This window comes from Polaromonas sp. P1_E12, from assembly GCF_056405975.1.
Genome location: NZ_JBFUBB010000002.1, coordinates 415,791 through 440,672 on the forward strand (window position 1 = coordinate 415,791; position 24,882 = coordinate 440,672).

Here is a 24,882-nt window from a genome sequence, read left to right on the forward strand (position 1 = left end):
GACGCTGCGCGGGGTTCAGGACGCGGCTTTTTTGCCACGCTTGCTGCGCGTGGCCGAGGGTGACTGGGTGGCCTGGGCGGCCGGTTTTGCGGCAGCCTTGCGCTTCGTTGCGGGTGGTGTTTGCAGCAGCTCGTCTTTTGCGAGGTTTTCAATCATCGCCAGCAGCACCGCGCGCGTGGTTTTGATGTCTTCGGGTGCAATGCCTTCGATGCTGACGTTGTTGGTTTCTTCGGCCAAAGGCACCAGCAGCTTCTTGAGCGCCCGGCCTTTGTCGCTCAGGTGCACGTACATATTTTTCTTGTTGGTGGGCAGCTGCTTGCGCACGATGTAGCCCAGCGACTCCATGGCCTTCATCGCAATGAACGTGGTGGGTTCCATCACGCCTGCGCGCGCGCTGAGCTCCTTTTGCGTCAGCCCGTCCGACTCCCAGAGAATGCGCAGGAAGGTCCAGTGACCAAAGGGAACACCATGCTCTGCCAGCCGCACCTGCAGCGCGCGGTGAAAGGCCCGTGAGGCATCACGGATCAGGTGCGCGAGGCGGTCATTGGGAACGGCTTCACGCCAGTGCCGGATGATGTTTTGGGTGTCGTTGGTCATGAACCGGCATTGTGACGCACTTGATACCCCGGCCGGCAATCCCGCCCGGTGCGGGCAGACTCCAGCAGCGCCAGGCACACCGCCGTGGTGGCCCGGGCCCATTCACCGCTGTGAACCGGTGAGTCGCCGTTCACCACTGCGGCAAAGAGCTCATCGATCACTTCCTGGCGCGGAACCGGCGGGGCTGGAAGGGGGTCGAAGGTTTTTTCGCCGTCAGCGTAGATGGCGATGCCTGCCGGACCGGGGCGAAGATCCGCTTTTTCGCAGCTGACGATGAACTGGCCGAAGTGCTGGTGCTGCAGGCCTTGCGGCAGGGCGGTGCCGGCCATGTACAGGCTACCGCCGTAGTTGCGCGCCGCTTTCAGCGCGGCTTCTTCAGCCGGGGTGGACGCAACCTGCAGCCGTTTGCGGGCGGCGCCATAGTCATTCGGGTTTTTGGCCTGGCCCATTTCGCCGATGTTGCCCAGCAGCTCATCCGAGTCATAGTGACCATAGCCACTGTAGGTGGCAGAGGCGAACGCACCGCCTTCAAATTCGATCAATGCGCTGTAGGCGCCTTCAGTGGGGCGAGCGGTATCCCAGGCGCCGCTGTGGGCCCGCACGCTGCGCACCAGCCCGCCGCCCAGCAACCGGACGATGTCCATCTGGTGCGTGGCCTGGCTGTGGATCACGCCACCACCGGCTGCCGTGTCGAGTTCCTCCGGCCTGCGCGGCCGGTAGAGGAAGTCGGTGTAGTTCATGGCGTGAATCATCTTCACCGCGCCGTAGCGGCCGCTGTCGATGAGTTCGCGCGTGCGCCGTATCGGCGTGTTGAAGCTATGACTGTGGCCGACGATGAGGTGAACGCCTGCGCTGCGGGCCGCTTCAATCATGCTGGTGCATTCGTCAACCGTCAGGGCCATCGGCTTTTCCACCAGCACATGTTTACCGAAGGAGGCGGCGAGGCGCACGTGCTCCGCATGGAACTGGTGGGGCGATGCGATGTAGAGCACTTCCACGGCCGGATTGGCGCACAGCGCTTCGATGGATTCGTAGCTGGGCGCGCCGAAATCTTTTTCAAACTGCGCCCGGGCCTGGGCAATCGGGTCGGTCGCGCCCACCAGCGTGACGCGGCTGTCATGCACAAAGGTGGGCAGCATGAGCGTGAACGCCCGTCCCAGGCCCACCACGCCCATCTTCAGTGTGCGGTTTGTCATAAGTCCAGTACCAGTTCTGTCGATTTTGCGCGTGAGACGCAGACCATGATGTGGTCGGCCTTTTCCTCGTCGGTCAGCACCATGTCGCGGTGCTCGGCCTGGCCTGCCAGCAGGCGGGTCTTGCAGGTGCCGCAGGTGCCGCTCTCGCAAGAGCTGGCCACGCGCAGGCCCGTGGCGCGCAAGGCCTCCAGAATGGTTTGTTCTGCACTAACCTCGACGCTCTTCCCGCTCTTTTGAAGCCGCACGGTAAAGGGCGTGTTATCGGCATACACCGTGGCGTCGACGCCGAAGCTTTCAAAATGCACCGAACCCGAAGGCCAGTGGCCCGACATGTCGGCCACGCTGTCCATCAGGCCTTTGGGGCCGCAGCAGTAAATGTGCGCGGCGGTGGGCTTTTCAAACACCGGCCACAGGTCCAGCGCCTGGTCGATGTCGCCGTTGTCGTGGTGAATCTGCACCTGGCCAGCAAACTCGGATTGCAGCTCGTGGATGAACGCCGTGCTGCCCGCATCGCGCGTGCAGTAGTAGAGCTTGAAGCTGGTGTTCGTGCGCTTGAGGTGGCGCATCATCGATAGCACCGGCGTGATGCCGATACCGCCCGCCACGAAGATCGACTCAGCGGCGTGGCTTGCCAGTTCGAAGTTATTGCGCGGCGCGCTGACTGGCAGCAACTGCCCCGCTTGCACGTCGTCCGCCATGCTGATGGATCCGCCACGGCCGCGCTCATCACGCTTGACAGCGATCTGCCAGGAGCCGTTGTCAGCCGGGTCGCTGCACAGGGAATAGTTGCGCCGCACGCCGCTCGGCACTTCAACCGTCAGGTGCGAGCCGGGCGTGAAGGCGGGCAGGGGCGCGCCGTCCGGATGACGCAACTCGAACAGGTAAATGCCTTGTGCAACCGCTTCCTTCCTGACCACCCGCAGGTTAAAAAAATCCGGCTCAATGGCGGCCGCGGCAGGGCTGCCTGCTGCGACGCTAGGGTTAACGCTCATCGTTGTCTCCGCACGGTTGTTGACAAATATCAAAAGTCCGATATTCTTAGTGTGCTAAGAATAATCTGCTTGCCCCGGATTTGCAAGCTGCTTTTTGATTGCATGCGAGCCCATGAATTAGCAACCGATGTGAAGGATATTTGCGATGTTGACCGCTGAAGAAAATGACCTGTTGTGCCGCGTGGAGGGTCAGGCTCCCATGGGCCAGTTGATGCGCCGTCACTGGACACCGGTCTGCCTGATCGAAGAAGTCAGTGAGCCTGACGGCACGCCGGTCAAGGCACGGGTGTTTGGGGAAGACCTGGTGGTGTTTCGCGACACCAAAGGCCGGGTCGGCGTGATGGACGAATATTGCCCGCACCGGCGCGTGTCGCTGGTGTTTGGCCGGAATGAAGACTGCGGCCTGCGTTGCCTCTATCACGGCTGGAAGATGGACGTGGAGGGTAATGTGCTGGAGATGGTTTCAGAACCCGCCGCCAGCGGCATGGCGCAAAAGGTCAAGCACCTGGCTTATCCGGTGAAGGAGTGGGGCGGTTTTGTCTGGGCTTACATGGGGCCGAAAGAGACGCAACCTGATTTTGTGCCACCGGCTTGGGCCCCCACCGCCGACACGAAGGTGACGATTGCCAAAGCATTGATTCCCTGCAACTGGGCACAAATCCTGGAGGGTGCGGTCGACTCGGCCCATAGCTCCAGCCTGCACTCTTCAGACATGGTACCGGCGCGCGTGGAAGGCGCCGAGGCCACGGATACCAACTGGCTGCGGCCCTCTACCGACAAGGCGCCGCGCATGCAGGTGGAGCGCGGTGCTTACGGTTTCCGTTATGCGGCCATACGCCGCCCCATCAAGAACGCGGCAACCAACGACTACATTCGCTCGACGGTGTTTGTGGCGCCCGCCACCGCACTGATCCCGCCCAACAACCTGTACAACGTCGCCAACATCAACGTGCCGATGGACGACACCAACACCGCGTTCTATTTCATTGCGTGGGGCCATCCGTCGCAGACGCCCGACACCGGCACCTGGCGCAAATTCCTTGGCCAGCAGCTGGGCGCCGACCTGGACGACAAATACCAGCCACTGCGCAATCGTGCCAACCACTTCTGGCAGGACCGCGAAGCCATGAAAGCCGGTAACTTCACCGGTATCACCGGTTTCCCCAATCAGGACATCGCCATGTGGGTGACCATGGGCCCGATTGCCGACAGAACGCATGAACGTCTGGGCGCCAGCGACATGGCGGTGGTGGAGTTTCGCAGGCAGATGCTGGAGGCGGTGAGCGCGTTCCAGGCGGGGGAAGCCGCCATCGGCACAGGCGAGCTCCGTATTCCGCCCAGTGTGGTCGCTTTTCAGGCTATTGTTCCGAAAACGACGGACTGGCGTGCCTACCAGGCGTCCTATGTGTGGGATTCCCGCGAGCCAGCGCTGGAACCGTCCTATTCCACCTAGGGCGCCACATAGGGCATTTTTTCTGCCTCTGTGCTTCTTTTCCGCCATGACACTTTAAAAAATCATCAGGAGACATTTCATGAAACAGCGCCGTCATCTTCTTCATCTTCTAGGGGCCAGCGCCATCCTGGCAGCCGGCACTCTGCTGCCGATGTTTGCCGCCGCCCAGGGTGCCTACCCCAATCGCCCCATCAAGTTCGTGGTGCCCTACGCGGCCGGCGGCCTGCCCGACACCGTGGCCCGCATTTTTGCGCAGCGGCTGGGCGACAAGCTCGGCCAGTCAGTGGTGGTTGACAACCGTCCGGGTGCCAATGGCGTCGTGGCCGCGCAGGCGCTGGCCACCGCCCCGAAAGACGGCTACACCTTCCTGGTAACGGACGGCTCGATGTTCTCCATCAATCCCGCCATCTACAAAAGCCTGGGTTACGACTTCAAACGCGATTTCATGCCCGTGTCGCTCGCGGCTCGCGCGCCGCTGTACCTGGCGGTTCATCCCAAAGTACAGGTCAATACATTTCAGGAGTTCATCGCGCTCGCCAAGGCCAAACCGGGAACCTTGAACTACGGCTCTTCGGGCATTGGCAGCACGCACCACCTGACCATGGAGGCGCTGAAGGCATCGCTCGGCCTGCAAATCACGCATGTGCCGTTCAAGGGCACGGGCCAGTCGGTTCCGGCGCTGATCGGTGGACAGGTCGACGTGTTGTTCTCGGCGCTGCCGTCCCTGGCCGGTTTTGTGAAAGGCGGGCAGGTCAAGCTGCTGGCCAACAATGCGGCCCAGCGCTCCAGCCAGGAGCCCAATGTGCCGGCGATTGCGGAAACCATTCCTGGGTTTGACTTCGCGCCCATCGTGGGCGTGCTGGCCGCTACGGGCACGCCGGCGAGTGCGATAGAGCGCATCAGCGCCGAGATGGCCCAGATCGCCAGGATGCCGGAAGTCATCACCACGCTGAACAACGCCGGCATCGAGCCCATCGGTAGCAGCCCTGCCGACTACAACAAGGCCATCCTCGGTGAAAACGAACGCCTGGCCAAGGCCATCGTGGCCTCCGGCATCAAGCCGGAATAAGGAGCCGCCCACAAAACCCTCCTGGCGTTGTTGCGCCGCCTTGCCGTGCTGTAGCACTGTCTGCGGCGACGCGCCTAGCCAGGACCGCTCCGCTGGGTTTTGTGAACGTCTCTAAACCTTCAATCCATCAAATCTCTCAAGGAACACACTGCGACATGTCAAAACTGAAACTGACTTTCGGCTGCTGGAACTATGACCGCACCCGCGCCTTGATGGACGGGAGCGTGCAGCCCGATGGCATCGACCTGAACTACCTCAACATGCCGGTGGAGGAAACCTTCTTTCGCATGCTCAGGCACAAGGAATTTGATGCGGCTGAAATGTCGCTCTCGTCGTACACCGTGTCCCTGTTCAACGAGTCGCGGCCGTTTGTGGCGATTCCGGTGTTTCCCTCGCGATTTTTCCGCCATTCCTGCATCTACGTGAATGCCAGGTCCGGCATTCGCGAGGCGAAGGACTTGATAGGCAAGCGCGTCGGCAACCCCGAGTACCAGATGACGGCGCCGGTGTGGATACGCGGTATCCTGTCCGACCACTACGGCGTGCCTGTTGACAGCGTGACCTACTTCACCGGCGGCGAAGAAGAACCCGGCCGATCCGAAAAGATCAAGCTGGATTTGCCGCCCAACATCAAGGTCGAGCGCATTGGGCCCGGGCAGACATTGGCGCAGATGCTGCTCGACGGCGAGATCGACGCGCTTTACACCGCGCGCATGCCTTCGAGCTTTTTGAAGGGGGGCGGCAAGGTCAAGCGCCTTTTTGAAGACTACGAACAGGTCGAACGCAATTACTTCAAGGAAACGAAAATATTCCCCATCATGCATACGGTGGCGATTCGCCGCGACGTGTATGAAGCCAACCGCTGGGTGGCACGCTCGCTGATGAAAGCGCTGGAGGAGTCCCAGCGGCGCACTTACGAAGACCTGTACGAAACAGCGGCGCTTAAGGTCATGCTGCCCTGGCTGACTTCGCACGTCGAGCAGGTCAAGCGTGAGATGGGCGAAGACTTCTGGCCTTACGGGTTTGAGAAGAATGAAGCCACGCTGCAGACCTTTTTACGGTACTCGTTTGAGCAGGGCCTTTCAAAGCGGTTGCTCACGCCGCAGGAGCTCTTTGCCCCCGAGTCACTGGAAGCTTTCAAGATCTGACATGGTGATGAATGCTCCTGTTTTGATAGCTGCTTGCGCCCGTCTTATAAGGGCTGAATGCCGATTTGATGCTTGATCTGGATGTCTGATACCTTTTTCGGTTACCTGCTGGCCAGCGCTGCGCTGTTGCTTTTCACGGTCTCCATCCTCGTTACCAAGGTGGCGTCCAGCCGCCTGGAGCTTGGCCTGGGCTTCCTCATCGCGGCTTCCTCCAACGTGGTGTTTTCCGCATTGGCCACGCTGGTGCAGATGGGCCTGCGCACGGATGGCTTGCGGTGGAACGCGCAGGCGTTCTGGCTTTTTGCCGCTGCTGGCGCGTTTGCCACTTACCTGGGGCGCTGGTTTTTTTACGAATCCGTGGTGCGTTTTGGACCGGCCAAGGCCAGTGTTTTCCAGATCAGCAGCCCGCTGTTCACCGCACTGATGGCCTGGCTGCTGCTGGGTGAGCGCCTGAGCTTGCTGGTGGCGCTGGGCATGGTCATGACGATTGGCGGCCTGATGCTGGTCAGCTACAAGCCCGGATTTTTTTCACGCCGCGGTTCCACGCCAGCGCTGGCGCCCGACGGAGGCCCCGCACCCGCAGCCACGCGGCCCACGGCGCTTCAGCGGGCGTTGCAGTCCGCCTTTTTGTTGGGCATGGGTAGCTCGCTGGCGTATGCGATCGGCAATGTGCTCAGGGGGTCAGCTGTGCGCAGCTGGAATGAACCCGTCGTGGGCGCGCTGATAGGCGCCGCCAGCGGCCTGGCGCTGCTCCTGGTTTTCAGCGCCGACAAGGGTGCGATGGCGGCCCGCCTGCGCTCAGCCAGCCGCAGTGGCATGGCGCTCTACGCCCTGATCGGCGTGACCACCATTTCAGCGCAGATGTGCGTGATCGGCGCCATGCGCTACATCCCGCTGTCCGTTGCCACGCTGGTGACGTTGTGCACGCCGGTCCTGGTGTTTCCGCTCAGCCATCTGCTGTTCAAGGACCAGGACGCCATCAAGGCCACCACGCTGGCGGGCAGTGGCTTGACTTTGCTCGGTATCGTGATCATCGTGATGCGTTAACGCACCGACCCTGACCCGGAAACTCAATACCGCAGTGCCAAAAAGGCACCCAGCCGGCACAGCCCCGATGATTGGGGTACGCGGTTACGAAGGAACTCAAGGCACAGATATCCTGGAAGGCTCCGAAGCAGTTATGCCGGTCCCTAAGGTCGGCCCCCTGTGCGCCGGCAATCAGCGGGCTTCAAGGCCTTCAAAGCACGTGCTCAGCACCAGGGCGACAATTTCATCGTCGGTGTACAGCTCTCCCATTTTCAAAAATTCCAGCACGGGATCGCAGGCGCGGGCATACAGGGTATACAGCACCGCAATGGGCGGGAGCTTGGGGTTGAGGGCGCCTTTTGCCTGCGCCGCCTCAATCCAGGCTCCCAGCCGGTCACTCACGTCCATGAGCCCGTCCATGTAGTCCTTGTTGGCGATCAGCGCGGTGCGCAGGCTGGAGTTCTGGCTGGGTAGCGAGGGCATTTCACCCGCCAGCTTCAGGCCCATGGTCCAAGCCACCACTTTGCGCAGCTTGTCCACGGCGGACAACTCGGGCTGCAAGTCGTCCAGAAAGGCCTGCGCCCGGCGCATGACGGACACCATGGCCGCCGCGGCGAGGTCTTCCTTGCTGGGGAAGTGCTTGTAAAGGCTGGCTTTGGCAATGCCCACGTCGGCCGCCACTTCGTCCACCGTCATGGCTTCAAACCCTTTTTCAGCCAGCAAACGGTTCACCGACTGGATGATGGCGTCTTCACGCGCCAGCAGCATTTGTGCCTTGAAGGAGGCCTTGGGGGGGAGGGGGCTCGTCATGCTGTGATTTTAGCCAGTTTAGTTTGAAAAAAGAATTATGAGGAAATATTAATACTGAATAGTTTTAATAAATACTGAGTAGTATAGAATTGACCTGAGCAATTCAAGGAGTGCGGGTGTCAATCAAAGTAGCCATCGTCGGTTCGGGTATTTCAGGCTTGGCGGCCGCCCACGCCCTCAGGGGCAAGGCAGACATCACGCTGCTGGAGGCGGGCGCCTGGTTTGGCGGGCATACCCACACCGTCGACGTGACGCTTCCCACACCGCGCGGTGAGGTCACCCATGGGGTGGATACAGGATTTCTGGTCCTTAACGAGCGCACTTACCCGCAACTGATCAAGCTCCTGGCGGAGCTGGACGTGGCAAGCGTCAAGTCAGAGATGTCGTTTTCGGTGCAGACCGACGATTTTGCCAACGGCCGCGCCATGGAATGGAGCGGCTCCAGCCTGAACACCGTGTTTGCGCAACGCGGCAATCTGGCCAACCCGCGCTTTTGGGGCATGCTACGCGACCTGCTGCGCTTTAACGCCCTGACCAGTCGCATGGCCCAAAGCGGAACCGATGCGCAACTGGGCCAACCCCTCGGAAAGTTCCTGGACGAGCACGGCTTCGGTGCCGCGTTTTGCGACTGGTACTTCCTGCCCATGATGGCCTGCATCTGGAGCTGCCCCACCGCGCAGATGCTGCAGTTCCCGGTGTCGACCATGGTGCGCTTTTGCCACAACCACGGCTTGCTGCAAATCACCAACCGCCCCCAGTGGTGGACCGTGCAGGGCGGTGCCAGGCGCTATGTCGAAAAAATCATCGAGGGCATTGCGGACAAGCGGCTGAACACCCCGGTGCGCCGTATCGAACACGTTGGCAACACGCCGGACGGCAAAGCCAGCATGCGCATTCACACCGACGCGGGCGCCGAGCTGTTTGACAAGGTCATCATCGCCACCCACTCCGACCAGGCCCTGCGCATGCTGACCGCGCCGACGGCGCAGGAGCGTGAAACCCTGGGAGCCATTCACTACCAGTCCAACAAGGCCGTGTTGCACACGGATGCCTCCGCCCTGCCGACGCGCAGGGCCGCATGGGCGGCCTGGAACTACGAGCGTGCAGGCGGAGCCGAACAGGAGGGCGCGCGGGTGTGCCTGCACTACCTGATCAACCGCCTGCAGCCTCTGCCCTGGGAGCAGCCGGTGGTCGTATCCCTGAACCCGGTACGCCCCATCGCACAGGAAAAAATCATCGGCGAGTACGACTACACCCACCCGGTTTTCGATCTGGCCGCCGTGGCGGCGCAAACCCGCATGCCGGCGCTGCAGGGCAAAAACCATCGCTACTTTGCGGGCGCGTGGATGGGCTACGGCTTTCATGAAGACGGCCTCAAGGCCGGGCTGGCTGCCGCCGCGCAGCTGTTGGCGGACGCATGAGCCAGCCCGTGCCGCTCATCGGTTTCGGCCAGGTGCGCCACACCCGCCTGCGCCCGCGGCGCCACGCGTTTGTTTACCCCACGTACTTCCTGATGCTGCCGCTGCGCAGCCTGCAAAAGCAGGCGCCGCAACCGGGCCAGTGGCGCATCAATCGCGGGGGCGCGCTGAGCTTTTTCGAGGCCGACCACGGCGACGGGCGCGCGCCGGAGCAGGGCGGCGCCATCGCCTGGCTGGACGAAGTGTTGCGGCGCGAGGGCATCCATGACGCGACCGGCGAGGCCTGGCTGCACACCTATCCGCGCGTGCTGGGCTACACCTTCAAGCCGGTGAGCTTCTGGTATTGCCACCGCGCGGCGGGCGACCACGAGGGCGGTCTGCGCGCCATCGTGGTGGAAGTCAACAACACCTTCGGCGAGCGTCACTGCTATGTGCTGGACGCCCCGCGCTATGGCGTGGAGCAGCGCGCGGACAAGGTGTTTCACGTCTCCCCCTTCAACCCGGTGCAGGGCCACTACCGCTTTCGCTTCATGCGCAGCGAACACGGCGAACAGGACGGACAGGCGCGTACGGTGGCCCGCGTGGATTTCTACGACGAAGTCGTCGCCGACGCCGCCGTGCTGCAGACCAGCGTGAGCGGCACGCTGCAGGCCATCACGCCCGCCGTCCTGCGCGGCGCCTTGTGGCGCTATCCCGCGATGACGCTGGGCGTGGTGCTGCACATCCACGTCCAGGCGTTGCGCCTGTGGCTGAAAAAAGTGCCTTTCTTTCGCAAACCCTCGCCGCCGCAAAGCCTTGTCTCGCGCTAGAGGCGCACGCGCAATGCATAAGCCCCATTCCAGGAGTCCGACATGAACGCCGTTACCCGCACCGTCCAAGGCCTTGCGTTTCCAAATGATGCGCCGGCCGCCGCCCGAAGCGCGCTGCGCCTGCTGCAAAACCTGCGCCACGGCGCGCTGACCCTGCACCTGCCCGACGGCTCGCAGCGCCGCTTTGGCGAGCACCCGCAGCAGCACGACATGCATATGCCCGGACACCCCAGCGCCAGCATCACCTTGCACAACTGGAAGGTGTTCGGCGCCGCGCTCAAGTCCGGCGACATTGGCTTTGCCGAGAGCTACATCGCCGGGGACTGGAGTACGCCCGACCTGACCCAACTGCTCAAGCTGTTCTCCGCCAACCGCCGGGAGGTCGACGCCATGATCTTCGGCACATGGTTCGGGCTGCTGCTGTACCGCGTCAAGCACCTGCTGCACCACAACAGCCGCGCCAACAGCCGCAAGAACATCCATGCCCACTACGATCTGGGCAACCCGTTTTACCGCCTGTGGCTGGACGAGACCATGAACTACTCCGGCGCCTGGTTTGACGGCGACCTGTCCCGCTCCTTGCCCGAGGCGCAGAACGCCAAGGTGCGCCGCGCGCTGGAAATGGCCAATGTGAAGTCCGGCGACCGCGTGCTGGAAATCGGCTGCGGCTGGGGCGCGCTTGCCGAGCAGGCCGCCGTCGAACGCGGCGCGGCCGTGGTGGGCGTGACGCTGAGCACCGAGCAACTGGCCTATGCCAATGCCCGCATGCAGCGCCTGGACGTCGGCACCGGCGCGGGCGGGCGGGCCGACCTGCGCCTGCAGGACTACCGCGACATCCAGGATGCGCCGTTCGACGCGATCTGCTCCATCGAGATGGTGGAAGCCGTGGGCCAGGCCTATTGGCCCACCTACTTCGCCACCGTGAGCCGCCTGCTCAAACCCGGCGGGCGGGCCTGCGTGCAAAGCATCGTCATCAACGACGCACTGTTCGACCGCTATGTCGGGTCGACCGACTTCATCCAGCAGTACATCTTTCCCGGCGGCTGCCTGCCTTGCCCGCGGGAGTTCCGCTGCCAGGCTCAGGCCGCGGGGCTGGAGGTGGTGGACGAATTCGCCTTCGGCGCGGACTACGCCGAGACGCTGCGCCGCTGGCGCGACGCCTTCATCGCCCGCAAGGCCGAGGTGGCGGCGCTCGGCTTTGACGAACGGTTTATGCGCATCTGGGAGTTTTACCTGGGCTACTGCGAGGCTGCCTTTGACACGGGTGATATCAACCTGATGCAGTACACCTTGCGCAAACCTGAAGCGCTTTCGATATGAAAAACGCATCTGCTTGCGCGATATTGGCGGTCATTGGGTGCTTGTCTTGCTTGCAAGTTCAGGCTCAGCCCCTTCCGCAAGAGCTACGCTCCGCCTTGCCTGCGGCCAGCCTGTCGGGTCAGGCTGGTTTGAAATTCTGGGGCCTTGAAGTTTACCGGGCGACCCTCTGGGTCGCACCAGGATTCGACGGGCCAGCCTATGAAAAAAGCCCGTTTGCGCTGGAGCTGGCTTACCTGCGTGACTTCAAAGGGGCCGACATTGCCCGGCGATCCATTGCGGAGATGCGCCGCCAGGCGGCCATCACCCCGGCGCAGGAAGCCGCCTGGGAAAACCAGATGCGTGCGCTGTTCCCGGATGTCGGCGCCGGCGATCGCATCACCGGGGTGCACCAGCCCGCCACGGGCGCGGTGTTCTGGAGCAACGGCCGCATGCTCGGTGAAGTGCGCGACCCGCTGTTTGCCAAACTCTTCTTCGGCATCTGGCTGTCACCGCAAACCTCCGAGCCGAAAATGCGCCGCGCGCTGCTGGCGCAGGAGAAATCCCCGGCCCCGGTGGGTGCCGCACCATGAATCCCTCTATGGCTGCGCGCATCGAAGCGGAGCCCCGGGTTCTGGGTCTGAGCGGCGGGGCGCGCTACGGCCTGCTGGGGTTGCCCCTGGCGTTTTGCGCCCTGCCGCTTTATGTCTTGATGCCCAATCTGTACACGCGCCATTGGAGTGTTTCGCTCGCGGCTTTGGGCGGCGTGCTCCTGGGCGCACGTCTGCTCGATGCGGTCATCGATCCGTTGTTGGGCCGCTTGTGCGATCGACTCTATGTCGTATCGCTTCGCGCCGTGCTGGTGATGGGCGCATTGGCGGGAGCCGTTCTCGCCGTGGGATTTTCTTTTTTGTTTGTGCCGTTGGTAAGTGATCCCACCGCACTGCTCTGGTGGGCGGGGTTCTGGCTGGTCGTGACCTACGCGGCCTACAGCGCTTTGTCTATTGCGCACCAGTCCTGGGGCGCCATGCTGGGCGGCGACGCGCTGTATCGCAGCCGCGTCGTGGCCTGGCGCGAAGGGCTGGGCCTGGTGGGCGTGCTGCTCGCGTCGGTCACGCCCGCGCTGCTGGGCGTGCCCGTCATGCTGGCCCTGCTGGTCGCCGGCCTTGCAGGCGGCTGGTGGGCCTGGCGCGCGGCGCCCCGGCCTGGGCGCCGCCATGCGGCGACAACCGCTGCAGACACAACGGCCGGCGCGCTCCGGCACCCGTGGCGCAATCCCGACTTTCGCCGCCTCCTGGGCGTCTACCTGCTCAACGGCATCGCCAGCGCCATCCCTGCCACGCTCGTGCTGTTTTTCCTGCAAGACCGTTTGTTGGCCAGCGAGGCCATGCAGTCCGCCGCGCTGGCTGTGTACTTTGTGTGCGGCGCGCTGTCCATGCCGCTGTGGCTGCGCGGGGTCAAGCGCTGGGGGCTGGCGCACAGCTGGCGCTTTGGCATGCTGCTGTCCATTGCCGTTTTTCTGGGCGCGAGCCGGCTGGGCGCGGGCGACGCATCCTGGTTTTTGCTGGTGTGCGCCTTGTCGGGCGCGGCTTTGGGCAGCGACCTGGTCCTTCCCGGCGCGCTGCTGGCCGGCGTCATCGCCAGGGCCGGTGACCGCGGCCGCGCCGAAGGGGCTTACTTCGGCTGGTGGAACTTCGCCACCAAGCTGAACCTGGCGCTGGCCGCCGGCCTGGCCCTGCCTTTGCTGGGCTGGCTCGGCTATGTGCCCGGCGTGCGGGATGCCAACGCCTCCGCCTTGCTCAGCGCCGCCTACTGCCTCCTTCCCTGCGCGCTCAAAGCCCTGGCGGCCGGCGCGCTCCATTTTTTCATCCTCCCAACCACGGCCCAGCCGCACACCCCATGACACAACGCACTTTTTTCCACCGCTCACGCCTTCTCGCCGTCGTCGTGTGCGCTGCCTTGCTGGGCGCATGCAGCACGCCGCAAGTGCAGGACTACGCCAGGGAAACCCCGGTGCTGGAACTGCGCGACTACTTCAACGGCACGCTCGACGCCTACGGCATCTTCACCGACCGCTCCGGCAAGGTCATCAAGCGCTTTAGCGTGGTGATGACCTGCACCTGGAAGGGAGACGCCGGCGTGCTCGACGAAGCCTTCAGCTATTCCGACGGCACGACCCAGCGGCGCATCTGGCGCCTGACGCGCCATGCCGACGGTCGCTACACCGGCCAGGCCGACGACGTGGTGGGCACCGCCGAGGGCCGGCAAAGCGGCAACGCCTTCAACTGGGCCTACACCCTGGCCTTGCCGGTGGACGGCCGGGTGATCAACGTGCAGTTTGACGACTGGATGTACCTCATGAACGACAAAGTCATGCTCAACAAGGCCGCCATGCGCAAGTGGGGTGTGGGCCTGGGCGAAGTGACGCTGTCCTTCATCAAGCGATAGACAGCCATGGCACTGAACTCCCGCATCGCGGACTGGCGCGGCCGCACGGTCTGGCTGGTAGGCGCATCCACCGGCATAGGACGGGCCACCGCTTCGGCGCTGCACGCCCGGGGCGCGAAGGTGGTGGTTTCGGCCCGCGGCGTGGATGCGCTCAACGCTTTCGTCGACGCCCACCCCGGCGCCCTGGCCCTGCCGCTGGACGTGACCGACGCGAGCGCAGTGAAGGCCGCGGCCTCAACTCTGGCCGCGCAGGATGCGTTGGACTGCGTCGTGTACTGCGCGGGCCACTACCACGCCATGGACGCCGCCCACATGGACCTGGCCGACCTGCTGCGCCACAACGAAGTCAATTACCTGGGCGCGCTCTACATGCTCGACGCCGTGGTGCCGCAGCTGCTGGCGCGACAGCCGGATACGCGCACCGGCCAGCGCGGCCACATCAGCCTCATGGGCAGCGTGGCCGGCTACCGGGGCCTGCCCAACAGCCTGGCCTACGGCCCCACCAAGGCCGCGCTCATCAACCTCGCCGAGACCCTGTACCTGGACCTGCACGCCCAGGGTGTCGGTGTCTCGCTGATCAACCCCGGCTTTGTCAACACACCGCTCACGCAACAGAACCAGTTCAAAATGCCCGCCTTGATCAGCCCCGAACAGGCGGCCCAGGAAATACTCAAGGGCTGGGCACGCGGAGAATTTGAAATCCACTTCCCCAAACGCTTTACCCTCTGGATGAAAGCCCTGCGGCTTTTGCCCTATTTCCTATTTTTCGCGGCGACCCGCCGCCTCAGGCAGGCCTAGAAATCCATGAACTTCGCCAACTACGCTGTCGACCGCATTGCAGACACCTTCCAGACCCTCACCCCCGCGGGCCTGGAAACGCTGGGCACCATCTACGCCCCCGACGCGCGCTTCAAGGACCCGTTCAACGACGTGCAAGGCCTGGCCGAAATCCAGCGCATTTTTCGCCACATGTACGTGAGCTTGGACAACCCGCGCTTCGTCATCACCGGGCGCATCGTGCAAGGCACGCAATGCTTTCTGACCTGGGAGTTCCACTTTGCCTTCAAACGTTTTCAGCGGGGAAGGGCGCAGTGCATCCTGGGCGGCTCGCACCTGGTGCTGGACGGCGAAGGCCGCATCACGCTGCACCGCGACTACTGGGACGCGGCTGAAGAACTCTATGAAAAGCTGCCCGTGGTCGGCAGCCTGATGAGGTGGTTGAAGCGGCGCGGGAATCCGTAAGACGGGCTGGCCCGCAGCGGCCTGACCTTGCCGGGCATATTCATCATCGTGATGCGCTGGCCGCTGCCAACGGCAATCACGGCTTGACATCCAAGGTCTGCGATCAGTATCGTCATAGCCATGAAAACAATGAAGCTGGTTGAAGTTCCTGGCGCTTTGCTGGCTGTGGAATACGAGGCAAACCACGGCGCAACTGGCACGCCGGTTGTCTTGCTGCACGCCAACGTCGCAGACCGGCGAATGTGGCAAGGCCAATGGGACTGGCTGGCAACAGCTCACCCTGTAATCAGCTACGACCGCCGCGGCTTTGGAGCGTCGCGCACAGTGAGGCCAACGCCGTATTCAAATGTGGCCGACCTTTGGGATGTGATGGATTCTTTGGGATATGACCGTGCGGTGTTGGTAGGCTGTTCCATGGGAGGCCGCGTCGCCATCGACGCCGCATTGGCGCGGCCGGACCGGGTGAGCGGTTTGGTGGTTGTTGCGCCCGGGGTGAGCGGTGCACCGGCGCCGCAATACGGGGATCCGGTCAAAGCACTGATGGATGCAATCAACGCTGCTGCGGCGCAGGGCGACCTGGATGCAAAGAATGAGCTGCAGGCGCGTCTCTGGCTGGACGGCCCCTTGAGTCCGCCAGGGCGAGTGGAAGGTGAGATTCGCCGGCTCTTCCTCTCGATGAACGGTAGCGCTTTACGGGCCGCCAACCCTGGCCCGGCATCCGAAGAACCTTCAGCATGGGAACAGCTGGAAGCGATCAAAGCGCCTACGCTCGTGATGTGGGGCGATCTTGACCTCCCGCACTTGCAGGAAAGATGCGCGCTTGTTGCGCGGCGCATACCCGGGGCCCAAAGCTTGGTACTTCAGGGCGCGGCGCATCTGCCGGCACTGGAAGCCCCCCAGGAATTCAACCTGGCTCTCGGGCGATATTTTGAAAGTTTGCTGCGGCGATAGAGATAGCCAGCCTTTGCCATGAACATCCTTTGCAGGACCTTGGCGCAACAGTTGAGGTCGGATGCTAAATCTTCAAAGAACTTAAAGACCTTGTTCGAAATCTGGAGCGGGTGAAGGGAATCGAACCCTCGTATGAAGCTTGGGAAGCTGCCGTTCTGCCATTGAACTACACCCGCGTTTGGGTGGCTGCTGATGAACCACTTGGCGCTGAGCCGCGCCGGTAGCGGGCTTGCGGCGAATTTTACACTGCGGTGCCAGCTTCAAAGGCATGGGCAAGCGGCGCCTGCCTGTAATCACAAAGGTGTATCCATAGGTTACTATCGCTCGACCGTGCTTCAAGCCGGCCGCCCCAGTGTCAAAGCCGCCTTTCGGGATGCAAGAAGAATTGTTTTGAACGAAACCAATTTATTCAGTCCGAGCGAATACACCGCCGCTTTGCTGCTTTACCTGCGCAAGCACCCGGGGCGTGTGCATGCGGCCCGGGCGCTGGAGATGGGGCCGGGCAGCGGCGTGATCATGGCGATGCTGCTGGCACTGGGCGCGCAAAGCGCGCTGGGCGTCGAGCTCGAGGCGCTGGCCGTGCAGGCCACGCAAAAACTGCTGGACCAGGAAGGGCTGCAGGCCAATGCCAGCCTGCTGCAGGGCGACATGTGGAGCGTGTGCGGCGACGCGCGCTTTGACCTGGTGGTGACCAACCTGCCGCAGTTCGCGGCCGAGCACATCGAGGGCGATGGACGGCTGCCGAGTTGGAGCGCCGGCGGTATCGACGGCCGCCGCAGTGTCGACCCCTTCCTGCAGGGCCTGGCCCGCCACCTGGCGCCCGGCGGCCTGGCCGTCATGACCCACAACGTGTTCCTCGATTTCAGCAAGACACAGGCGATGGTCGAGGCCCTGGGCCTGCAGGCGCGCATCGCCTACTGTGCTTCGGTGCCTTTGCCCGCGCACAAGCAGGTCAGCCTGAGCCCGCAGGTGCTGTCGCGTTTCTTGGGGGAGGGCATCCACAGGATGGGCTCCTACTGGTTTGTCGACTTCGACCTGGTTGAAATCAGCTGGAAGCACGAGGAAGCTTGATGCGAATCCGCGGCGTGGTTGAAAGCCGCTTTGCCATGCGCCGCGTGCTGGCCCTCAGCCTGGCACTGCTGTGTTTCACCGCGGCCGCCCAGGACGGCCGGCCGCCGCAACAGCCGCCGCCCGCGGCCCAGGCCGGCGCGCCGCAAGGCCGGAATTGCGACCAGGCGGTGGATGTGTTGTCGCGCGTGCTGTGCACCAAGACCCTGAGGGTGGGCGTGCGCACCGGCTATCCGCCGTTTGCCTTCGAGGACGCGGCGGGCGCGCTGCAGGGCTTTGAAATCGACCTGGCGCACCAGCTGGCGGGCTCGCTCGGCGTTGAGCCGGCGTTTGTGGTGGTCACGCCCGCCAACCGCCTGGCGCTGCTCGGCGAAGGGCGGGTCGACATGGTCATCGCCACCATGGGCCACACCTTGCAGCGGGACCGTGAAGCCCTGTTCGTGAGGCCGCACTACTACCAGTCGCAGACCATTGTGCTGGGGCGCAAAGAGCTGGAGATCGGGGGGCTGGTCAAGTTGCGCGGCAACACGGTCTGCGTGACGGTGGGCAACAGTACCAATGCCGAGCTGTCGGTCAATGGCGCGCGCCTGAAGTTGTTTGACAAGGCCTCCAGCCTGGTCGATGAGCTTCGCCTGGGCGGTTGCTCGCTGGTCGCGCAGGACGACAGCTTTTTTGCGTCTTACCTGCAGCAGCCCGCGTTTGCCGCGGCCTACGACACCAAGTTCGGCTTCGCCCCGCTGCCCTGGGGCGCGGCCGTGTCACGCAACGGCGGCGCGCGCCTGGCGGACGTGCTGGCGCTGTCGATGCAGCAGCTGCACATCTCGGGCGCCCTGCAGGCGCTGGCCAAAAAGCACGGGGCGGACTCGCCCTTCCTGGCGCAGCAGCGCCGGCTCTGGTCCGGCAGCAACTGCGCGCAGATCAGCGCCCTGAACGATCCGGCCTGCGTGATGGCGCCGCTGGACAACCAGCTGCAGCCCACCTCCTTCGCGCCCCTGGTCGACCGGCTTGAGAACTTCATCTACCACACCACCGGCACGCGGGTCACGCTGGCCATGTTCAAGATCTGGGTGGCGCTGGACCTTCTGCTGGAAGGGGTCTGGTTCTCCGTGCTGCTGGTGGTGGGCGCCGTGCTGGCGACCTGGGCTTTCGCGCTGGCCTTTGGCGCGGGCCTCACGTCCCGCATGCGCTGGCTGCGCTGGTCCATGCGCTGCGTGCTGTGGCCCATGCAATCGACGCCGCTGATTTTGCTGATGATCCTGGCCGGCGTGGTGGTCGGTGCCATGGGCGCCACCTCGCCGCTGGTCGCGCTGGCCGCTGCGGTTCTGGTGCTGGGCCTGTTCAACGGCAGCAACGCCGGGCAGGCCGTCGCGGAGGCCATGCTCACGCTGCGCGAGGAGCGCGCACAGGCCCGGCCCGCCCTGAGCGCGGCGGTCTACCGGGCCCGCGCGCAAATGGTGGCTTTCATGGTGAACGCCACCCGGGGCAGCCCGGCCGCGTCGGTGATGGGCGTGCCCGAGCTGCTGGCCGCGCTGACCGACGTGGCGTCGTTTTCCAGCGAACGCATCAACACCTACACTTTCCTGCTGATCTTCTACATGCTGCTGGTCGCGGTGGTGCACAAGCTGGCCGACGTTTGGCAGTCGCGGCTGGCCTTGAGCAGGGCTTCCTATGCTTGAGCTGCTGCCGCGCTTTATCCCGGAATTCCTGGCCGCCCTGGTCGTCAATTTCCAGATCGCCATTTGCGCGCTGCTGGGCGGCATGCTGCTGGGCGCGCCGCTGGCTTTTGCGCGCTTTCGCAACGGCCTGGCTGCCACGCCGGCTGCCTGGCTGGTCGCGCTGATGCGCACCGTGCCGACCTTTGTGGTGATGTTTTTCCTAGTCAACGTGGTGCCGGCGGGCTTTCACATCGGCTCGCGGCAGTTCGCCATGACACCCTGGCTGGCGGTGGTGCTGTCGCTGAGCCTGTATTCCACGGCCTATGTGTCGGACCACGCGGTCGAGGCCATGCGCCAGTTGAGGAGCGGTTCGCCCGTGGCGGCCATGCTGTTTGTGATGGGCCTGGTGCGCGCGTTTTTTGTGATGGTGCTGTCCTCAGGCTTCGGCGCCGCGGTGGGCGTGGTCGAGGCCACCACCATCACGCTGCGTACCATCGAAACCCTGCCCAAGGCCGGCGACAGGCTGCTGCTGATCGGCCTGGTCATTGTGATCTTCACCGTGTGCTTCCAGCTGATCTACCACCTGATCAACCACTGGCGTGGCAAGCTCAACCAGCGCTTTCACCGGCCGGTGCAGGCGGCGCGGCTGGAAGGGGCGGAGCAGCCTTGAGGGTTCGTCCCCCCCCCCGGGCTCACGGCCGCAGGTAAGCCCAGCCTTCGTGCTGCTTCTTCATGATCTCGGTGACGCCGGCGGGCACATAGCTGATGCCGGCCAGCATGTCGTCCTTGCTGAGCTTCTGGCCGCGCATGGTGTTTTCGCAGGCGGTGACTTTGATGCCGGTTTTGGCGGCGTCGGCGACGCGTGAGCCGGTGGGGGACTCCAGCTTGAGCATGCCGATGCCGGGGCCGTAAGCGACGATCTCAATGTCGACGTTGGCGGCGCCCACGTCGTCCTGCAGGTTCTTGGCGTTGTTCAGCGCCAGGTTCCACTTGGCCGGGTCGTTGTCGCTGACCTGGATCACGATTCCATGACGTTTTGTGCCTGCAGCGCCGGCTGGTTGAGCGCGAGCAGCTATCAAAAAAGGAGCAAAAAGGGCCAGCGAGCCGACGGCCCCGGCCTGGATGAAGAGTCTGCGGTTCATGGTGGCGTGTCTCCTGAAGGGGACGCTCATTTCACCACATCGGCCGCGTGAAACAAGCCCCCGAACCGTCGCGAGAGGGTTCGGGGCGTGCCGCTTCGCCGGGCCAGCCTTATTCCCCGGTGGCTACGGGCACAGTCGTGGCGGTTGCCGAAGCTGCTGTGGGTGTGCTGCCGCCGGCATGAATGACATGGTCAGGTGATTTCCACAGCTTGCGGGCAAACACCACCACCTGCCACACAACCAGGGTGCCAATGACGGCCAGCAGGGTTCCGCTGATGGGTCGGTTGACGAACACGCTGAAGCTGCCTCGGCTGAGAAGCATGGCGCGGCGGAAGTTTTCCTCCAGCATGGGGCCCAGAATGAAACCCAGCAGGAGTGGCGCGGCCTCCATCTCCAGGCGCAAAAACAAATAGCCCACCAGGCCGAACACGGCTGTGATGTAGATGTCGTCCAGGCTGTTGTTGATGCTGAAGGTGCCGATGCAGCAGAAAAAGAGAATTGCCGGAAACAGCACGGTATAGGGAATCTTGAAGACTGACAGCCAGTAGCGCACCAGGGGCACGTTGAGGATGACCAGGAAGCAATTACCCACCCACATACTGGCTACCAGACCCCAGAACAAATCGGGGTGGCTGGCGATCATGTTGGGGCCGGGCTGGATCCCCTTGATGACGAAGGCGGCCATCATCAGGGCCATGACGGCATTTTCGGGAATGCCGATGGCCATCAGCGGGATAAAGCTGGTGCGTGCGGCGGCCTCGTCGGCGGCGGCCTGCCCGGCCACGCCTTCGATGCATCCGGTGCCGATCTCGTGCTTGTATTTGCTGAACTTCTTGTCGGCGGCGTAGGCGGCGAACTGGGCAATCGTGGGGCCGCCGCCGGGCAGTATGCCCAGGACCGAGCCGATGATGCTGCCGCGCAGGGCGCTGGGGATGATGCGCTTGAACTCGGGCCAGGTCGGCATGAGCTTGATTTCGCCGTTGAACGGCGTGAGAACATTTTTGTTGTCGAGATTTTTCACCACCTCGGCAATGCCGAAGCAGCCCAGGGCGATGCTGATCAGGCCAATCCCGTCCATCAGGAACGGCAGGTCCATGGTGTAGCGCGCAGTGCCGCTGTTCACATCGGTACCGACCATCCCGAGCAGGACGCCGACCATGGCCATGGCCAGGCCGTTGAGCAGGCTGCCGCTGCTGACAAAGCTCACGCAGAAAAAACCCAGCAGCATGAGGGCGCAGTAGTCAGCCGGCCCAAACAGGAAGCCCACTTCACCCAATGGTTGAGCCAGGGTCGAAAGCACCACAATGGCCACGGTGCCGCCAATGAAGCTGGAAATGCCCGCGGTGAACAGGGCCAGGCCGGTCTTTCCCTTGAGCGTCATCTGGTAGCCGTCTATACAGGCGACGATGCTGCTGGCATGCGGGATCTTCATCGTGATGGCGCTCACGCTGTCGCCATATTGGGCCCCGTAGTAAATGCCAGCCAGCATGATGAGTGCGCCGCCGGTGGGAATGGAATAAGTCAGGGGCAGCAGCAGGCTGATGGTCGACAAAGGGCCCAGTCCCGGCAGCAGCCCGATGAGTGTGCCCACCGTGCAGCCAAGAGCGCAATAAAGAAGGTTTTGCCAGGTCAGCGCGTGCTCGAAACCCAGCGAGAGGTTATGCAGGATGTCCATCAGTAGAGGGGCAGGCTAAGGCCGAGAAAGTTTTTGAAGGCAAAGGCAACCAGGATCAGGCCTACCGAGATCTTGATGTTGCGCACCACGGAATACGACGTACCTGCAAGCGTGGAACAAAACACCAGAAATATGATGGCAAGGATCATGTTGATGTAGTGGGAGATCACTGCAAACCCGACGAGGCTCAGCAGAATGAGGGCGATATTTTTGACGCCGTAGTCCAGGGGGACGGGGTCATAGAAGTGCGAGCGCACCACTGTGAGCACGCCAATCACAAACAGCAGGGAGCTCACGATCAGGGGAAACATGCCGGGTCCGGAGCGGCTTAATTCGCCTACTGTGTAATTCAGCGACACCCCGCCAAAGAGCAGGGCGATCGCCATGAGGCAGAGGCCCCGCACGAAGTTACGGTTCTTCATGTTCATAGCGGTTTTCTCCATGGCTGCGCCGCTGCGGGCGTTATCACAAACGGGGGGTGATTCATCCGTGTCTCCTTGATGGTGGCCCTGCCTTTGGCTGGTGCACAAGTTGCAACCGGCTGGGGCGTTTGGGATGGAGCGGATGTTAGGAAGCGAGGCTTCCAATCGGCTTTCGTTTTACGCAGCCGAACTCAAAATACGTGTTATCACTAACGGGTAGAGGCGCGCCTGTGAAGCCGCTGGCTGCGGCTCAACCGGGTGCGCTCAGCCCTGTGGGCCGGATGCCAGCGGCAGCCGCAGGGTGGCACGCAAGCCGGTGCCTGAGGGCGCATCGGCCAGTTCGATATCGCCGCCGTTGCGCCTGGCATAAGCGCGCGCAATGGCCATACCTAGCCCGGCGCCGCGCGCACCTTTCTCGGTCGGGCCGGCCGAATGAAATCGTTCAAACACTTCAGCACGCCGCGTCTTGACAATACCCGGGCCGTCGTCGCGTACTTCGGCCATCGCCATCTCATCAACGATGTTCACCATCACGGTGATGTGTCCGCCTGCCGGCGTGTAGACGATGGCGTTGTGCACTAGGTTGGAAAGCGCCTCGTGCAGTTCGGCGCCTCGAGCCAGCACCGGGACCGCGGGGCTTTCGTGCGATGCGCCGGACACCGGTGCATCTTCAGCCGCGTCTACCCAGCCCAGGTCCTGGTTTTTTTCATGGGCCAATGTCAGGTGCTGCAGCACCACGTCCCGCGCGATGCCGTTGAGGTCGACGACGGCGGGTGCGTCTTCGGGTAGTGCGCTGTCGTTTGCATGCGCCAGCGACAGCAGTTGCTCGCACAGGCGCCGGCTGCGCGAGATCTGCACGACCATGGCGCGCAGTGTGGTGTGAAGCTGTTCAGGGTCTTTTTCGCGCAGCGCGACACCGGCCTGGGTCAGCATGATGGCCAGCGGTGTGCGCAGCTGGTGCGATGCGTCGGCCAGAAACTGCGACTGCTGCTCAAGCAAATCACGGTAGCTGGCCAGGTGCTGGTTGACGGCATCGACCAGCGGCGCCACTTCATGCGGCACGCCGCTGGTGTCCAGCGGCTTGAGGTCACGGCCCTTGTTTTCCAACACGGTTTTGCGCAGGCGCTCCAGCGGCCGCAAGGACCAGGTCACGCCCAGCCAGACCAGCAGAACCATCACCAGCACCATGCGGGTGTCGCGTATCAATTCCTGCCGCAGCGTGGCCGCCTGCGCCCGGTCGCGCGGCTCGGTACTTTCGGCCACCTGGATCAGCAGGTCAAAGGCCTGGCCACGCTCGTCAAGCACTTTGCTTTGAAGCGCCACCACACGCACTGCATGGTCCCGGTAGTCGCTGTCGTACCAGACCACGGGGGAGGCGATGGAAGAGGGCGAGGGGGCCTGCTGCGCAGGCGGTGCAGGCAAGTCGGTTGCGCCTAGCAAGGTCACCTCACTTGCAGAGTCCACCCCTAGCGGAGTCAATCCGATATGCAGGTACTTTTGCAGCGGGCCGGCGGCATCGACCACCGCCTGTACCGCCAATGGCGCATTCAGGTGCAGCAAACCGTCCGGACCTACCGACAGACTGCCGCGCAGTACATGGACGGATTCGAGCATGGCCTGGTCGTAGGCGTCCTGCACCTGGTTCCGCAAGGCTCGATAGTCGTTCCAGCTGTCCAGGGCCAGCAGGCCCAGGATGGCCGGGAGCAGAAGCGTCAGCAGTCGCGCGCGTATGCCGAAGCGGTCGGGGTCAGTCCGCAGTATCTTCATGCGCTTCACGTGCGGTGGCCTCCAGCATGTAGCCCAGGCCGCGCACGGTGACGATGCGCACGTCGCCGCCGTCGAGCTTGCGGCGCAGCCGGTGGAGCACCAGTTCAATGGCGTCAGGGCCGGCATTGCTGTCGGCCGGAAACACCTTGGCCGAGAGTTGCGACTTTTCTACCGGCGAGCCGCTGCGCGCCAGCAGCACCGACAACGCGGCGCTTTCGCGCGGCGTGAGTTGCAGCAGCGTGCCGGCCAATGTGAAGGCGCGGCTGTCGTGGGCGCATGAGAGCGAACCGCACTGCAGCGGCGCGTGTGAGCGCCCCCGGCTACGTCGAACCAGCGCGGCGATGCGGGCCTCGAGTTCTTCAATCGCAAAGGGTTTGGTCAGGAAGTCGTCGGCTCCGACGTTCAGGCCTTTTACCCGGTCTTGAAGCGAGCCCTGTGCGGTCAGCACCAGCACGGGCGTGCGGTTGCCGGCCTTGCGAATATCGGCCAGCAGGTTCAGCCCGTGTTTGTCGGGCAGCCGCAGGTCGAGCACGATCGCGTCGTAGTCATTGCCGGCCAGCAGTGACTCGGCGGTGCCGGCGTCCTGCGCATGGTCGGGCACAAAGCCACTTTGCTTGAATGCGCGCACCAGCCACGAGGCCATCTCGGCTTCGTCTTCCACAAGCAGCAGGCGCATGTTGGTTCGATTCGCTGTTTGC

Annotated in this window: 25 protein-coding genes and 1 tRNA gene; 16 read left to right on the plus strand and 10 right to left on the minus strand. The window is 63.4% G+C overall.

Features of this window, described 5'->3' with window-relative positions:
* Nucleotides 1-15: 15 nt before the first annotated feature.
* The 3 genes from AC1D13_RS07810 to AC1D13_RS07820 are packed head-to-tail and all read right to left on the minus strand — an operon-like array spanning nucleotide 16 to nucleotide 2,785.
* A complete protein-coding gene (locus tag AC1D13_RS07810; protein ID WP_457280182.1) occupies nucleotides 16-597 on the minus strand; it encodes a MarR family winged helix-turn-helix transcriptional regulator in 582 nt (193 codons plus the stop codon).
* Nucleotides 594-1,793 carry a Gfo/Idh/MocA family protein gene (locus tag AC1D13_RS07815; protein WP_477689299.1) on the minus strand — a complete coding sequence of 400 codons (1,200 nt, stop codon included), beginning with the start codon at nucleotides 1,791-1,793 and terminating at the stop codon, nucleotides 594-596. The genes AC1D13_RS07810 and AC1D13_RS07815 overlap by 4 nt, the downstream gene beginning before the upstream one ends.
* On the minus strand, nucleotides 1,790-2,785 hold the full coding sequence (locus tag AC1D13_RS07820; RefSeq protein WP_477689300.1) for a PDR/VanB family oxidoreductase: 996 nt from the start codon (nucleotides 2,783-2,785) through the stop codon (nucleotides 1,790-1,792). The genes AC1D13_RS07815 and AC1D13_RS07820 overlap by 4 nt, the downstream gene beginning before the upstream one ends.
* A 145-nt stretch (nucleotides 2,786-2,930) precedes the next feature.
* On the opposite strand from AC1D13_RS07820, the gene AC1D13_RS07825 reads away from it, so the two are divergent.
* The 4 genes from AC1D13_RS07825 to AC1D13_RS07840 all read left to right on the plus strand — a co-directional run bounded on the left by AC1D13_RS07825 (nucleotide 2,931) and on the right by AC1D13_RS07840 (nucleotide 7,502).
* The gene (locus AC1D13_RS07825; protein ID WP_477689301.1) at nucleotides 2,931-4,238 is read left to right on the plus strand and encodes a Rieske 2Fe-2S domain-containing protein; all 1,308 of its coding nucleotides are present in this window, start codon (nucleotides 2,931-2,933) and stop codon (nucleotides 4,236-4,238) included.
* 79 nt (nucleotides 4,239-4,317) lie between these two features.
* Nucleotides 4,318-5,307 carry a Bug family tripartite tricarboxylate transporter substrate binding protein gene (locus AC1D13_RS07830; RefSeq protein WP_477665672.1) on the plus strand — a complete coding sequence of 330 codons (990 nt, stop codon included), beginning with the start codon at nucleotides 4,318-4,320 and terminating at the stop codon, nucleotides 5,305-5,307.
* A 155-nt stretch (nucleotides 5,308-5,462) separates the two neighbouring features.
* Nucleotides 5,463-6,455: a substrate-binding domain-containing protein gene (locus tag AC1D13_RS07835; protein WP_477665673.1), complete on the plus strand. Its 993-nt coding sequence runs from the start codon at nucleotides 5,463-5,465 to the stop codon at nucleotides 6,453-6,455.
* Nucleotides 6,456-6,536: 81 nt separating this feature from the next.
* Nucleotides 6,537-7,502, plus strand: coding sequence for an EamA family transporter (locus AC1D13_RS07840; RefSeq protein WP_477665674.1), 966 nt, complete (start codon nucleotides 6,537-6,539; stop codon nucleotides 7,500-7,502).
* Nucleotides 7,503-7,673: 171 nt separating this feature from the next.
* On the opposite strand, the gene AC1D13_RS07845 is transcribed toward AC1D13_RS07840, so the two are convergent.
* Nucleotides 7,674-8,291, minus strand: a complete 618-nt coding sequence (locus AC1D13_RS07845; protein ID WP_477665675.1) for a TetR/AcrR family transcriptional regulator — start codon at nucleotides 8,289-8,291, stop codon at nucleotides 7,674-7,676.
* Between the two features lie 122 nt (nucleotides 8,292-8,413).
* Here AC1D13_RS07845 and AC1D13_RS07850 point away from each other — a divergent pair, with 122 nt between their 5' ends.
* The 9 genes from AC1D13_RS07850 (at nucleotide 8,414) to AC1D13_RS07890 (ending at nucleotide 16,455) form a co-directional block, all read left to right on the plus strand.
* Complete coding sequence (locus AC1D13_RS07850; RefSeq protein ID WP_477689440.1) at nucleotides 8,414-9,712, plus strand: NAD(P)/FAD-dependent oxidoreductase; 1,299 nt, start codon at nucleotides 8,414-8,416, stop codon at nucleotides 9,710-9,712.
* Nucleotides 9,709-10,518 carry a DUF1365 domain-containing protein gene (locus tag AC1D13_RS07855; protein ID WP_457280190.1) on the plus strand — a complete coding sequence of 270 codons (810 nt, stop codon included), beginning with the start codon at nucleotides 9,709-9,711 and terminating at the stop codon, nucleotides 10,516-10,518. The genes AC1D13_RS07850 and AC1D13_RS07855 overlap by 4 nt, the downstream gene beginning before the upstream one ends.
* A gap of 42 nt (nucleotides 10,519-10,560) precedes the next feature.
* Complete coding sequence (locus tag AC1D13_RS07860; RefSeq protein ID WP_457280191.1) at nucleotides 10,561-11,838, plus strand: class I SAM-dependent methyltransferase; 1,278 nt, start codon at nucleotides 10,561-10,563, stop codon at nucleotides 11,836-11,838.
* A gap of 95 nt (nucleotides 11,839-11,933) precedes the next feature.
* Entirely contained in the window at nucleotides 11,934-12,407 is a 474-nt protein-coding gene (locus AC1D13_RS07865; RefSeq protein WP_477689302.1) for a chalcone isomerase family protein, read from the plus strand.
* Nucleotides 12,404-13,717, plus strand: a complete 1,314-nt coding sequence (locus AC1D13_RS07870) for an MFS transporter (protein WP_477689303.1) — start codon at nucleotides 12,404-12,406, stop codon at nucleotides 13,715-13,717. Before AC1D13_RS07865 ends, AC1D13_RS07870 begins: the two co-directional genes overlap by 4 nt.
* Complete coding sequence (locus AC1D13_RS07875; protein WP_477689304.1) at nucleotides 13,714-14,262, plus strand: DUF3833 domain-containing protein; 549 nt, start codon at nucleotides 13,714-13,716, stop codon at nucleotides 14,260-14,262. The genes AC1D13_RS07870 and AC1D13_RS07875 overlap by 4 nt, the downstream gene beginning before the upstream one ends.
* Before the next feature lie 6 nt (nucleotides 14,263-14,268).
* A complete protein-coding gene (locus AC1D13_RS07880) occupies nucleotides 14,269-15,060 on the plus strand; it encodes an SDR family NAD(P)-dependent oxidoreductase (RefSeq protein ID WP_477689305.1) in 792 nt (263 codons plus the stop codon).
* A gap of 6 nt (nucleotides 15,061-15,066) precedes the next feature.
* Complete coding sequence (locus AC1D13_RS07885) at nucleotides 15,067-15,504, plus strand: nuclear transport factor 2 family protein (RefSeq protein WP_477689306.1); 438 nt, start codon at nucleotides 15,067-15,069, stop codon at nucleotides 15,502-15,504.
* Between the two features lie 120 nt (nucleotides 15,505-15,624).
* Nucleotides 15,625-16,455, plus strand: a complete 831-nt coding sequence (locus AC1D13_RS07890) for an alpha/beta fold hydrolase (RefSeq protein ID WP_477689307.1) — start codon at nucleotides 15,625-15,627, stop codon at nucleotides 16,453-16,455.
* 102 nt (nucleotides 16,456-16,557) lie between these two features.
* Here AC1D13_RS07890 and AC1D13_RS07895 read toward each other — a convergent pair.
* Nucleotides 16,558-16,631 (minus strand) — tRNA-Gly (locus AC1D13_RS07895).
* 214 nt (nucleotides 16,632-16,845) lie between these two features.
* Between AC1D13_RS07895 and AC1D13_RS07900 the strand changes: the two genes are divergently transcribed.
* The 3 genes from AC1D13_RS07900 to AC1D13_RS07910 are packed head-to-tail and all read left to right on the plus strand — an operon-like array spanning nucleotide 16,846 to nucleotide 19,848.
* Nucleotides 16,846-17,526, plus strand: coding sequence for a methyltransferase (locus tag AC1D13_RS07900; RefSeq protein ID WP_457280198.1), 681 nt, complete (start codon nucleotides 16,846-16,848; stop codon nucleotides 17,524-17,526).
* Entirely contained in the window at nucleotides 17,526-19,199 is a 1,674-nt protein-coding gene (locus AC1D13_RS07905; protein WP_457280199.1) for a transporter substrate-binding domain-containing protein, read from the plus strand. Before AC1D13_RS07900 ends, AC1D13_RS07905 begins: the two co-directional genes overlap by 1 nt.
* Nucleotides 19,192-19,848 (plus strand): ABC transporter permease, encoded by a 657-nt coding sequence (locus AC1D13_RS07910; protein ID WP_477689308.1) that lies wholly within the window; start codon nucleotides 19,192-19,194, stop codon nucleotides 19,846-19,848. Before AC1D13_RS07905 ends, AC1D13_RS07910 begins: the two co-directional genes overlap by 8 nt.
* 22 nt (nucleotides 19,849-19,870) lie before the next feature.
* Here AC1D13_RS07910 and AC1D13_RS07915 read toward each other — a convergent pair whose 3' ends face one another.
* The 5 genes from AC1D13_RS07915 to AC1D13_RS07935 form a co-directional block, all read right to left on the minus strand.
* Nucleotides 19,871-20,320: a DsrE family protein gene (locus AC1D13_RS07915; protein WP_477689309.1), complete on the minus strand. Its 450-nt coding sequence runs from the start codon at nucleotides 20,318-20,320 to the stop codon at nucleotides 19,871-19,873.
* Between the two features lie 109 nt (nucleotides 20,321-20,429).
* Nucleotides 20,430-21,995, minus strand: a complete 1,566-nt coding sequence (locus tag AC1D13_RS07920; protein ID WP_477689310.1) for a tripartite tricarboxylate transporter permease — start codon at nucleotides 21,993-21,995, stop codon at nucleotides 20,430-20,432.
* A complete protein-coding gene (locus AC1D13_RS07925) occupies nucleotides 21,995-22,417 on the minus strand; it encodes a tripartite tricarboxylate transporter TctB family protein (protein ID WP_457280964.1) in 423 nt (140 codons plus the stop codon). The genes AC1D13_RS07920 and AC1D13_RS07925 overlap by 1 nt, the downstream gene beginning before the upstream one ends.
* Nucleotides 22,418-22,681: 264 nt before the next feature.
* Nucleotides 22,682-24,184 carry a sensor histidine kinase gene (locus AC1D13_RS07930; protein WP_477689311.1) on the minus strand — a complete coding sequence of 501 codons (1,503 nt, stop codon included), beginning with the start codon at nucleotides 24,182-24,184 and terminating at the stop codon, nucleotides 22,682-22,684.
* Complete coding sequence (locus tag AC1D13_RS07935) at nucleotides 24,165-24,860, minus strand: response regulator (protein WP_477665685.1); 696 nt, start codon at nucleotides 24,858-24,860, stop codon at nucleotides 24,165-24,167. The genes AC1D13_RS07930 and AC1D13_RS07935 overlap by 20 nt, the downstream gene beginning before the upstream one ends.
* Nucleotides 24,861-24,882 lie beyond the last annotated feature (22 nt).

Excerpts from the sequence above, each read along its gene's own strand:
- AC1D13_RS07810 (WP_457280182.1), bottom strand. The coding sequence starts at position 597 with ATGACCAACGACACCCAAAACATCATCCGGCACTGGCGTGAAGCCGTT.
- AC1D13_RS07815 (WP_477689299.1), bottom strand. The coding sequence starts at position 1,793 with ATGACAAACCGCACACTGAAGATGGGCGTGGTGGGCCTGGGACGGGCG.
- AC1D13_RS07820 (WP_477689300.1), bottom strand. The coding sequence starts at position 2,785 with ATGAGCGTTAACCCTAGCGTCGCAGCAGGCAGCCCTGCCGCGGCCGCC.
- AC1D13_RS07825 (WP_477689301.1), top strand. The coding sequence starts at position 2,931 with ATGTTGACCGCTGAAGAAAATGACCTGTTGTGCCGCGTGGAGGGTCAG.
- AC1D13_RS07830 (WP_477665672.1), top strand. The coding sequence starts at position 4,318 with ATGAAACAGCGCCGTCATCTTCTTCATCTTCTAGGGGCCAGCGCCATC.
- AC1D13_RS07835 (WP_477665673.1), top strand. The coding sequence starts at position 5,463 with ATGTCAAAACTGAAACTGACTTTCGGCTGCTGGAACTATGACCGCACC.
- AC1D13_RS07840 (WP_477665674.1), top strand. The coding sequence starts at position 6,537 with ATGTCTGATACCTTTTTCGGTTACCTGCTGGCCAGCGCTGCGCTGTTG.
- AC1D13_RS07845 (WP_477665675.1), bottom strand. The coding sequence starts at position 8,291 with ATGACGAGCCCCCTCCCCCCCAAGGCCTCCTTCAAGGCACAAATGCTG.
- AC1D13_RS07855 (WP_457280190.1), top strand. The coding sequence starts at position 9,709 with ATGAGCCAGCCCGTGCCGCTCATCGGTTTCGGCCAGGTGCGCCACACC.
- AC1D13_RS07860 (WP_457280191.1), top strand. The coding sequence starts at position 10,561 with ATGAACGCCGTTACCCGCACCGTCCAAGGCCTTGCGTTTCCAAATGAT.
- AC1D13_RS07870 (WP_477689303.1), top strand. The coding sequence starts at position 12,404 with ATGAATCCCTCTATGGCTGCGCGCATCGAAGCGGAGCCCCGGGTTCTG.
- AC1D13_RS07875 (WP_477689304.1), top strand. The coding sequence starts at position 13,714 with ATGACACAACGCACTTTTTTCCACCGCTCACGCCTTCTCGCCGTCGTC.
- AC1D13_RS07880 (WP_477689305.1), top strand. The coding sequence starts at position 14,269 with ATGGCACTGAACTCCCGCATCGCGGACTGGCGCGGCCGCACGGTCTGG.
- AC1D13_RS07885 (WP_477689306.1), top strand. The coding sequence starts at position 15,067 with ATGAACTTCGCCAACTACGCTGTCGACCGCATTGCAGACACCTTCCAG.
- AC1D13_RS07890 (WP_477689307.1), top strand. The coding sequence starts at position 15,625 with ATGAAAACAATGAAGCTGGTTGAAGTTCCTGGCGCTTTGCTGGCTGTG.
- AC1D13_RS07905 (WP_457280199.1), top strand. The coding sequence starts at position 17,526 with ATGCGAATCCGCGGCGTGGTTGAAAGCCGCTTTGCCATGCGCCGCGTG.
- AC1D13_RS07910 (WP_477689308.1), top strand. The coding sequence starts at position 19,192 with ATGCTTGAGCTGCTGCCGCGCTTTATCCCGGAATTCCTGGCCGCCCTG.
- AC1D13_RS07915 (WP_477689309.1), bottom strand. The coding sequence starts at position 20,320 with ATGAACCGCAGACTCTTCATCCAGGCCGGGGCCGTCGGCTCGCTGGCC.
- AC1D13_RS07920 (WP_477689310.1), bottom strand. The coding sequence starts at position 21,995 with ATGGACATCCTGCATAACCTCTCGCTGGGTTTCGAGCACGCGCTGACC.
- AC1D13_RS07925 (WP_457280964.1), bottom strand. The coding sequence starts at position 22,417 with ATGAAGAACCGTAACTTCGTGCGGGGCCTCTGCCTCATGGCGATCGCC.
- AC1D13_RS07930 (WP_477689311.1), bottom strand. The coding sequence starts at position 24,184 with ATGAAGATACTGCGGACTGACCCCGACCGCTTCGGCATACGCGCGCGA.
- AC1D13_RS07935 (WP_477665685.1), bottom strand. The coding sequence starts at position 24,860 with ATGCGCCTGCTGCTTGTGGAAGACGAAGCCGAGATGGCCTCGTGGCTG.